General features: G+C 42.3%; 3 protein-coding genes. All 3 read right to left on the reverse strand.

Annotated features, from left to right (window positions below; translation table 11 throughout):
* Positions 1–6 precede the first annotated feature (6 nt).
* The 3 genes from ACFFRD_RS08020 to ACFFRD_RS08030 are packed head-to-tail and all read right to left on the reverse strand — an operon-like array spanning position 7 to position 10,819.
* Entirely contained in the window at positions 7–8,820 is an 8,814-nt protein-coding gene (locus tag ACFFRD_RS08020) for an amino acid adenylation domain-containing protein (protein WP_392481080.1), read from the reverse strand.
* A gap of 30 nt (positions 8,821–8,850) precedes the next feature.
* The gene (locus tag ACFFRD_RS08025; RefSeq protein WP_392481081.1) at positions 8,851–9,891 is read right to left on the reverse strand and encodes a TauD/TfdA family dioxygenase; all 1,041 of its coding nucleotides are present in this window, start codon (positions 9,889–9,891) and stop codon (positions 8,851–8,853) included.
* Positions 9,892–9,913: 22 nt separating this feature from the next.
* Positions 9,914–10,819, reverse strand: coding sequence for a hypothetical protein (locus tag ACFFRD_RS08030; protein ID WP_392481082.1), 906 nt, complete (start codon positions 10,817–10,819; stop codon positions 9,914–9,916).
* Positions 10,820–10,866: the final 47 nt, after the last annotated feature.

Below are 10,866 nucleotides of genomic sequence, written 5' to 3' on the forward strand. Positions count from 1 at the left end.
TTCCGATTACTGAATCATTTCTGCCATTGCTACAACAAGTTTGCGATCACCTATATATGGATTTCGCCCGTGGGCAGTCAGCATATTATCTAACATCAAAATATCGGTTTTTTGCCAAGTAAAGCTCGTCTGAGACTGCTGATAAACTTCATTTATTTCTGCAATAACTGAGTCTTCTATAGGAGTACCGTCTCCGTAATAAACATTACGCGGTAGCTTTTCATCTCCAAAAGTAGACAATAAAGATTCCCGAACCTCTGCATCTAGATACGCTATATGGTGTAACTGAATTTGATTAAAAAATACAGGTTCGTTCGTTTTTGGATGTACTGCTAAAGCTGGACGAACTTGGCGCGTAATTAGACTGTTATCATCATACCATTCAAAATCAATTTTAGTCTGACGACAATAATTTTCTACGATAGATTTGTCATCGGTACGAAAGAAGTTTTGCCAGCTTACATCTAGACCATTTGTATAGTGACGAACATACATTAATTGTTTTCGCTCTAATCTTTCTCGCAGCTTGGGATTGAGAATTTTGTAAGCTTGGCGGCAGTCTATAATCGGTGTTTCTCCACCTTGTTGTGCTGGTTGCACACAGAAAAACCAAATTTTTAGAGGCCACTGATGTAAATGAGAGCTTTCATTATGAAAAAGGATTGCTTTATCAGGTGGATAAGGGGTAGAACCATAAACTTTACCACCTTCTCCAGTCCGAGGTAAATCACCATAATCACCAAACAAGTCTGGCGAAATTGTCTGAGCAAAACTTTCGAATTCTGAGACTAATTCTACATTAAAACCTCTAAATAAAATTGCCCCATGCTTTAATAATTCTGTCTGGATAAATTCTTGGTTAGTTTTAGCCCAAGCTACCAAATCAATATCGTCTGTAGCTGGCTGAATTACGAGAGGAAATGTTTGCCCAGATTGGAGATAATTGGTTTTTACCAATCTTTCTGGTAACAAGCTAACAGCTTTGGGAGTAATGCCGATTAACTTTTTCTGATTAAAGGCCCTACGTTCTTTTTTTTGTATAGCTTGTTGTTCTCTTTCTGCTTCGGTAAGCATTTCTAGGCTACCAATCCGAGCATCGGGTTGTGAAATTATACTGTTAAGAAGTGTCTGGAAGCGATCGGTCATAAGAGTGATAGTGCTGGCATCAAATAAGTCAGAGTTATATTGCCACTTACCTGAAATCCCTTGCTTTGTTTCAGTCACAAATAGCGCTAAATCAAATCTAGCAACTTTGTGTTCAATTTCTAACAAACTTAAGGTTAGTCCTGGTAATTCCAAAGGCGGCATGGGTGCATTTTGGAGGACAAATAATACCTGAAATAATGGCGGAGTGTTGCTTAAATTCCGCTCTGGTTGTAGAGCTTTTACTAATTCATCAAAAGGCAAGTCTTGATGAGCATAAGCTCCTAATGCTACTTGACGCACTCGCCCAAGCAACTCTCGAAAACTTGGATTCCCACTCAAGTCGGTGCGTAAGACAAGCAGATTCACAAAAAAACCTATCAGCAACTCAGTTTCAGATAAGTTACGGTTAGCAACATCAGTCCCAATCACGATGTCATCTTGATTTGTGTAGCGTTGTAGTAATACCTGAAACCCTGCTAGCAAGGTCATAAATAAGGTGACACCCTGCTGGCGTGAGAGGGTTTGCAGTGCTAAGGACTCTTGAGGAGGAATTACAAAAGTTTGAGAAGCACCCCGACGGGTTTTAATGTCTGTGCGGGGACGATCTGATAATTGCATTACAGGGAGGTTATTCCCCAATTGTTGCTTCCAGTAGGCGAGTTGAGTTTCTAGTACCTCTCCTTGTAACCACTGTCTTTGCCACACAGCAAAGTCTGCATATTGAATGGGTAATTCTGGGAGTAGAGAAGGTTTGTTACAAGAAAAGGCTTCGTACAGTAATGCTAACTCCCGAATGAATATACCCATTGACCAGCCATCTGAAACAATATGGTGGATTGTGAACAATACTATATGCTCTTGTTCACCGACGCACAGTACAGTGCATCGCATTAATGGAGCTTGGGCTAGATCAAAAGTGTGTTGGGCTGACTCGATAATGAGTTGTTGAATCTTAACTTCCCGTTCTACTTCTGGTAAGTCGCGCAGGTCTAACACTGGCAATGTCACAGTTTGGGTTGAGATGTTAGCGCCGTTTTCAGTGGGAATCGCCTGAAATGGTTGTCCATCTACCATATAAAAAGTAGTATTCAAGACTTCGTGACGACGGACAATTTCACTCAAACTCTGTTCTAGCAAAGGCACATTCAAAGAACCTATGAACCGCACAGCGACAGGTATGTTGTACATAAAGCTGTCTGGTTGGAGTTGCTCTAATAACCATAATCTTTGTTGGGCAAACGACAGGGGTAAATGACCATCTCTGGCAACGCGCTGAATGGGCGGAATTTCTCTGACTATTTCTGCTTTCATTGCCTTGTGAATTTCTGCGGCTAATCGAGCTATCGTTGGTGACTCAAATAAACCACGTAGAGGTAAATCGACCTCAAAAGCTTTCTTCACGCGAGAAATAACTCTGGTTGCTAATAGTGAATGGCCGCCTAACTCAAAGAAATTGTCATAGATACTAAGGATTTCCACACCCAGAACTTCTTGCCAAATCCCGGCTAATACTTCTTCTACTGGATTGCGAGGTGCGATCGCACCACCTTCGAGATGAGATATAGCTGGATCAAATGCAGGCAAGACACGGCGGTCTATTTTGCCATTAGGTGTTAAGGGCAGTGCTTCCAAAATCACAAAGGCTCTTGGTATCATATAACTTGGTAATTTCTTCTCTAGGAAGCGGCTTAGTTCACTAATTGCCACTACCCGATCGCGCTGAAGAACTACATAAGCTACCAAACGGCGATCGCTGGGTTCATCGCCCTGAATCACAACTACACTTGTCTGCACCTCTGGATGTTGGTTCAGTAAGGCTTCAATTTCTCCGAGTTCGATACGGAAGCCCCGAACTTTCACCTGATGATCGATCCGTCCCAAAAACTCTATGGTTCCGTCGGCTCGGTAGCGAACTAAGTCCCCAGTTTTGTAAAGGCGATACTTCTTTGAAAATTGGTCTTCTTTCACTCCGCTTTCAAAGGGGTGCGAGATGAATTTCTCGGCTGTGAGTTCTGGTCTGTGAAGATAACCACGAGCTAATCCAGCACCACCAATATGCAATTCACCAGGAATTCCCACAGGAACTAGTTTCTGCCCTGGATCTAAAATATAGAATTGTGTGTTGGCAATAGGGCGACCGATGGAGACGATGCCATCTTGTCGCTCCATTTGCTCGTCTACCTTGTGAATAGCTGACCAAATGGTGGTTTCTGTTGGCCCGTATAAGTTCCACACTTGACAGCCTCCTTTGAGCAACTGATCCGCAAGACTGCGATCGAGAGCTTCACCGCCGCAAAGAATTTTCAGCCTATTACTACCTTGCCACCCAGCAGCTAACAGCAGCCTCCAGGTAGCTGGTGTAGCTTGCATGACTGTCGCACCAGAAGAAACTAGCTGTTCTGACAACTGCGTGGCATCAGTTGCCACTTGACGGCTGACTATTACCAAACGAGCGCCGGTAATTAATGGCAGATATAGTTCTAGTGCGGCAATATCAAAGGATAATGTGGTGACAGAGAGAAGGATATCTTGCTGAGTCAGCCCAGGATTCAGGCGCATCGTACTTAAGAAGTTAACGACAGCACTGTGGATAATCTGCACTCCTTTTGGTTGACCAGTAGAACCGGAGGTGTAAATCACATAAGCCAAGTTGTCAGCAGTGGCGTTGTGAATGGGATTGTCAGCACTACCTTTGGGAATTTTCTCCAGATATACTACCTGAGCTTGATGTTGTGGCAACGCCGCTAGTAAATTCTGTTGAGTTAGCAATACTGAGACTTGGGCATCTTCTAGCATGAATGCGAGGCGTTCCGCAGGATAGGCTGGATCGATTGGTAAATATGCACCACCCGCTTTCAGGATGCCCAATAGTCCAATAATCATTTCTAGCGATCGCTCTGTGCAAATTCCCACTAGCGTTTCTTTTCCTACACCCAATGTTTGTAAATGGTGTGCTAGCTGATTTGCGCGGGTATTTAGCTGTTGATAGGTAAATTGTTGATCTTCAAAAACTACTGCGATCGCATTTGGTGTTCGTTCTACCTGCGCCTCAAACAACTGATGAATACAAACTTTCGGATAATCAGCTTGCGAATCATTCCAATCTACTAGTAGTTGCTGTTGTTCTGCCTGGGTCAAAATTGGTAAATCTGATAGCTGCTGGTCTGGATTGGCGACAATTCCCTCTAGCAAGGTTTGAAAATGTCCTTGCATCCTAGCGATCGCAGCTGAGTCAAATAAATCGGTGTTGTACTCGAACACCCCAATTAACCCTTGTGCAGTGTCAGTCAGCGACAAAGTTAAATCAAATCTGGCTATTTCAGTGTCTACTTCCACCGGAGTCAGACTCAATCCTGAAAGCTTCAGTGTTTCCATTGGAGCATTCTGCAACACGAACATCACTTGAAATAGCGGCGTGTGTCCTAAGTTGCGGTCTGGTTGCAACTCTGCAACTAGCTGCTCAAAGGGTAAATCTTGGTGAGTATAAGCATCCAGTGTTACTTCTCGAATTCGCCGCAGCAATTCTCTAAAACTCGGATTCCCTGATAAGTCGGTACGTAGAACCAGGGTATTGACAAAAAAGCCGATTAGTCCTTCTATTTCACTGCGGTTGCGATTGGCGATCGGAGAACCGACGAGGATATCAGTTTGACTTGTATAGCGATACAGCAAGGTTTTGAATGCTGCAAGCATTGTCATGAATAGAGTGACTGCTTCCCGTTGCGAAATTGACTTGAGCGCCTGGGAGAGAGTCTGAGGAATAGACCACGACTGCTTTTTGCCTCTAAAGGTTTGAATAGCTGGGCGCTGGCGATCGCTTGGGAGTTGCAGCACTGGTAAATTTCCACCTAACTGCTGTTTCCAGTAAGCCATTTGGGAGGAACGTACCTCTGTTTGCAACCACTGTCGCTGCCATAAGGTAAAGTCTGCGTATTGGATAGGCAGATTGGGCAATAGTAAAAGCGTGCTAGTAGAGAATGATTCATAGAGTGCAGCCACTTCCCGAATCAGCACCCCTGCTGACCAAGCATCAGCAACAATGTGGTGGATGGTGAACAGCAAAATATGCTCATCCTCTGCCAATTGCAACAAGGTGGTTTGTAGCAATGGACTTTGAGTTAAGTCAAAAGAATGCCGTGCGTGCAAATTAGTCAGCCGTCGAGCCTCCGCCTCTCGTTCCTCTAGAGATAACTTCTGAAGATCCACCACTGGTAAGGTGATGTTGAGTGCTGGCGCAATAACTTGCACTGGTTCGCCATTGACGTTGACAAAACTAGTTCGCAAAGCTTCATGGCGTTGCACAATTTCTTGAAAACTCTGCTCTAAAATTGGGACATTGAGTGAGCCTTTAAGCAAGATTGCACTGGAGATGTTGTAAAAAGGATTGCCCGGATCTAATTGGTCAAGGAACCACAATCTTTGCTGGGCAAAAGATAAAGGCAATGCTTCATTCCGAGGAACACGCTCAATTGGTGGAATTTCTAATTTCTCACCGCTCCTCATTGTTGTTTCAATCAGTTCCGCAAGTCCAGCGATCGTAGGTTTCTCAAACAAACTACGTAACCGCATCTCTACTTGGAAGGCTTCGCGCACTTGGGAAACAACTTGTGTAGCTAGTAACGAGTGCCCTCCCAAATCAAAAAAGTTATTGTGGATGCCCACACGCTCAATACCAAGCAGCCCAATCCAAATTCCCGCTAGTACTTCTTCAACTGGCGTGCGAGGAGTTGCCAAACTGGTTTCTAATTCAGGGCGCACGGGGTTAAGTTCTAGCAACGCCTGACGGTCTACCTTGCCGTTAGGAGTTAGTGGTAATGCTTTGAGGATAATAAAGGTTGAAGGTAGCATATACTCAGGCAACCTGTCCCGAATATAGCCGCGCAGTTCATTGGTCGAGCAAGGGGATTCTTCGGAAGGTACAACAAAAGCTGCCAGATATTTTTGCCCAGATTCTGATTCTCTTACTAAAACTACAACCTCTCGCACATGAGGATGCTGATTTAATACAGCTTCAATTTCACCCAGTTCGATACGGAAACCCCGAATTTTAACTTGGTTGTCGATCCGGCCAAGAAATTCAATCGTGCCGTTTGGCAGATAACGACCTAAGTCACCAGTTTTGTAAAGTCGCGCTCCCGGTATGTCGCTGTAAGGATGGGGAATAAACTTCAAAGCTGTTTGGTCGGGCTGATTGAGATAGCATCGAGCAAGACCCGCACCACCAATGTAGATTTCGCCCTTGACTCCTAGGGGAGCTAGTTTGTAGTTTTCTTCTAAAATATATACTTGGGTGTTAGCAATTGACCGACCAAGGGGGACTGTTGCTGCTAAATGACGCTCAACTTGCCCAGACACAATCTCTAGGGTACACACACCGACACAAGCTTCTGTCGGCCCGTAGTGATTGAAGATTAGGCAATCTGGGGTATAGTGCTGAATCTGTTCGATTAAATGCCAATTAGCAACTTCACCACCCAGGATCAATCGCTGACGGGGCAAGATTAACTTAGCCGAAGAAGATGCCAAAAGGGAGGCTAGGTGAGAGGGGACAATTTTTAGACAATCGATTGGATGTTTGCGACAATATTCTGCCAAAGCTGCTGAGTCAGTAGCACGCTGATATGATATCAAATGCAGACATCCTCCTGTACAAAGAGCAGGAAAGATAACGGTGTTACCCAAGTCCGCAGCCAAGGTAGAAACAGTGGCGAAGTTGATCCCGGCTGGCAGGTTTAACCTATCTATAATGGCATTGACGTAATTAAGAAGTTGTTGATGTGCGATCGCAACTCCCTTCGGTTTACCTGTAGAACCAGAGGTGAACAGTACATAGACTAGATTCTCAGGTGTCACTTCACTGCTGGGATTCTCATCTTTGTTTTGAGCAATAACCTCCCAGTCTGTGTCTAAACAGATTACCTTGGCTGCATCTGTTGGCAAAATATCTAGCCAACGCTGTTGCGTCAAAATGATATCTACTTGAATCCCTTGCAAGCGTAAGTTTAGACTTTCCTGTGGCAAAGTTGGATCTAGCGGTAGGTATGCGCCACCAGCTTTGAGGATTCCTAATAATCCAATCATCATTTCCAGCGATGCCTCCGGCAACGTCTCCGACGAACGCTCTGTGCAAAGTCCAACTACAACTTCCGCCTTAACTCCTTGTTGTTGCAAGTAGTGAGCTAGTTGATTGACTTTGCTATTCAACTGTGCATAAGTGAGTTGTTGGTCTTCAAAGACAATGGCAATGTTATCAGGTGTTCTTTGTGCTTGTTCTTCAAACAGTTGGTGAATACACTTAGTCTGTGGATAATCGCGCTGATTATTATTCACCTCGTATAGCAGTTGGTGTCTCTCAATTTGGCTGAGAACCTCTAACTCGCTGATTGTCGCATCTGGATTAGCGATCGCACTTGCCAACAAAGTCTGAAATTGCTCTATCAAACGTTTAATGTCTTCTGCCTGGAATACGCTAGAGTCGTAGTGCAATTCTGCTGTTAATGTGTCATCTTGGCGCAGGCAAGAAAGTTTTAATCTGAACCGTTCAATACAGGCATACTGCTGATAAATTGTAAAGGATACATCAGCAGCTAGATATTTATCTGGCTGTTCTCCAAATTCAAAACAAAGCGGAAAGAAGCGTAAGTTATTTTGTATCAATCCTGCTATTTGTTCCCAGCTAAAATAATCTTGAATTTTATCTAACTGCTGAATTAATTGGTTATTACCATATACAATATCTTTAATTTTAGATATTGCTTCTAAATTAATAGTTAACGGTAAATATTTAGAAAATAGTCCAACAACTGTCTCTAGCTCTTGATATTTTCTTCCGGCAAAAGCCATGCCTATTGTCAGATATTCTTGTTTAGTTAAGCGCCAATTGAAAATCTGCCAGCAAGCCAATAAAAACTCAGATATTGAACTATTATTATATTGATTTAGGATGTCAATTTGTTTTATTAATTCAGGAGCGATCGCAAAACTCTGCGTTTGTGGTTTAAATACTAATTCGTCAGCAGATTGTTTTCCTAAAGGAAGTTTTAACCCTTGTAAATCCAACGCAATATTTTGTTTTTGCCAATAGTCTCTACCAGCTTCTGTCTCTGCTCCTTCCAACAATTCATTTTGCCATTCCGCTAGGTCTGCATATTGTAATGGTTCGTTCTCTATTTGTTCACCCTGTAAGCAAGCTGCATAAAACTGACTAATTTCTTGCACCAAAATTTCTAGCGTAGCAATATCTGCACAAAGCCCTGGTAAGCTCACAATTAATACATATTTGGATGCCGATAAAGTCACTAAAGATAGCTGCAAAGGAGAACCTTGTACAATATCAAAAGGCTGTTGACTGATTTTATGAAATAATTCTGTCAGCAACTTGTCTTGCTCTTGAGGTGTCAAACTGCTCAAATCATAAGTGTTATCCAAATTTATCTTATGCTTACCAATTACCTGCAACGGAATAGTCATTCCAGGTAAAGAGCGGAAGTTTGTACGGAGAATTTCGTGGCGATTGACAACTGTTTCTAAAACTAATTTTAAAATATTGACATCTAAATATCCCTCAATCAAAACAGCACACTGAGAACGATAAGGAAGGTTATCAATTTCTTGCAATTGCCACAGATGTTTTTGCTGGGGTGAGAGTCGAAAACCTTGCATTTCCTCTAGCATTCTGATTCTCCGTACTTGCCAATAAATATATTAATTACTGTATTGTTCTGCCATTCCCACTGCAATCTTTCGCGCACCCACAAATGGCATCCGCCCATGCGCTGTCAGCATATTATCGAGCATTAAAATATCTCCCGCTTGCCAGGGAAAAATAACCATTTCTTGTTGGTAAGCAGAGCGAATTTCATCTAATACAGCAGGTTCAATTGCTGAACCATCACCGTAATAAGTATTGTGGGGCAAATCTGATTCTGGAAACTCTGCTAATAATGGTTTGCGGATGCTTGGTTCTAAAGTTGAGATATGAAAGAAGGCAGCGTGATTAAACCACACGAGTTCATTTGTGTGCGGGTGTGTAGCAACCGCTTGACGAACTTGACGGGTTCTCAAACGATTACCCTCTTTCCACTCGAACTCAATGCCATTACTACGACAAAATGCTTCTACCTCAGATGGATTGGTTGTTTGAAAAACTGTTTGCCAAGGTAAGCCAAAGCCGTCGCCAAAGTTACGGACATACATAACTCCCTTTTGACTGAAGCGATCGCAAATTTTACCATCAATCCGTTGCAACAATTTGCGAGTGTCTGCAATTGGTGTTTCTCCTCCTTGTTGTGCAGGCTGGATACAAAAAAAGAAAATCTTTAAAGGCCAGGTTTTGGCGTAAGAAAGTTCGCTGTGCAGAAAAATACTTGAGTTAGCAGGATAGTCAGTTGAAGTATAAATATTACCTTGGATTGGGCTACGTGGTGAAGAGCGATCGCGATATTCCAGTAACTCTCCAGTCACGCTTTTGATAAACTGCTCAAACTCCAAATAGTTCTTCACCTGAAAATTCCGAAACAGAATTCCGCCATACTTAAACAAATGATTTGTAATCAACTCCCGATTACTCGCCGCCCAAGCAACTAAATTCACTGCATCTACAGTGGGTTGGATAAGCAAAGGAAGCGAATTTCCTGCCACTAAAGGTACTGCTTTAATCAATTCGGCTGGCGAAACATTGACACCTTGCCGTTTAGTTATTCGTAACTCATTGAGACTAAGTTTTGGGGACTCTGGAATTTTCATAATTTTGCTTCACGAATTCCCTTCAGCTTTTAATACTGGTAAAAGTCAAACTCATTTCATCTGCTTTCTGGTCGATTTCTGGAAATTCTAGCCCCAGATCATCCAATGAATTGACACCCAGAGTTTCCAAAACGAATGGTTGCAAAGTGTTGTTTTCAATAAAATTGCTACCTTCACTATTGTCGCCTTTATACACAATTACTAAATTATGGTAAAAGTGCAAAGAAACAATATTTTTATCAAAATAAGATGGAGTATAGCCGGGATTTAAAAATTCTTCATAATTCAATCCATCAACTAATTTTTTAAACATATTCATCACAGTTTTTGGGTCGTTCAAGTCAAGACTTCCACCCACGTTTACCCAATTTTGCATCATCACACTTTCTTGAGCAAAGTCTGACCACTTTTGTCCAAGACTTGGCCAGTAAGAATGATGAATATTTTCCGCAGCATAAATTCCGCCTTCGTTGAGTACAGGAAAAAATTTGTAGAAGGCTTTAATATGATGTTCATTAGCCGAACTGCCATCTTCAATGATGATGTCTAATGCTCCTGTTTCATTGAAAACATCTTTCATGAAAGATTCATCATTTTGATCGCCGTGAAATATTTTAATTCGGTCTTCTTCTAAATACCTTTTATCGACAATATCAATACCGTAGATCATACTATTTGGAAAATAAGTTTTAAAAGTTTTTAAAGCCTCACCTCCAATTGTGTGATCTTCGTAACCCCCTACACCAATTGCCAAAATCTTGAGTTTTTTCCATTTTAAGGGAGCAAAATGACTTTGGTAGCGATGAGCAAACCGCAGTCTAGGCCATTCTTCATGGGCATAAAGAGCCGCTACTTTACTTAAATCATTTGGCTGTAAAAATGCCCTAACTTGACGCGGAAAACTTTTTAATGATTGGATTAAGTTCATTGATGTTACTCCGATGTATTTTTATGTTCTTAGGAATTACGCAAACA

It is taken from the genome of Nostoc sp. C110, from assembly GCF_043099725.1.
In the GTDB taxonomy this organism is placed as follows: domain Bacteria; phylum Cyanobacteriota; class Cyanobacteriia; order Cyanobacteriales; family Nostocaceae; genus Nostoc; species Nostoc muscorum_A.

Bases quoted from the DNA above. Each gene is read 5' to 3' on its own strand.
- ACFFRD_RS08020 (WP_392481080.1), bottom strand. From the start codon at position 8,820: ATGCTAGAGGAAATGCAAGGTTTTCGACTCTCACCCCAGCAAAAACAT.
- ACFFRD_RS08025 (WP_392481081.1), bottom strand. From the start codon at position 9,891: ATGAAAATTCCAGAGTCCCCAAAACTTAGTCTCAATGAGTTACGAATA.
- ACFFRD_RS08030 (WP_392481082.1), bottom strand. From the start codon at position 10,819: ATGAACTTAATCCAATCATTAAAAAGTTTTCCGCGTCAAGTTAGGGCA.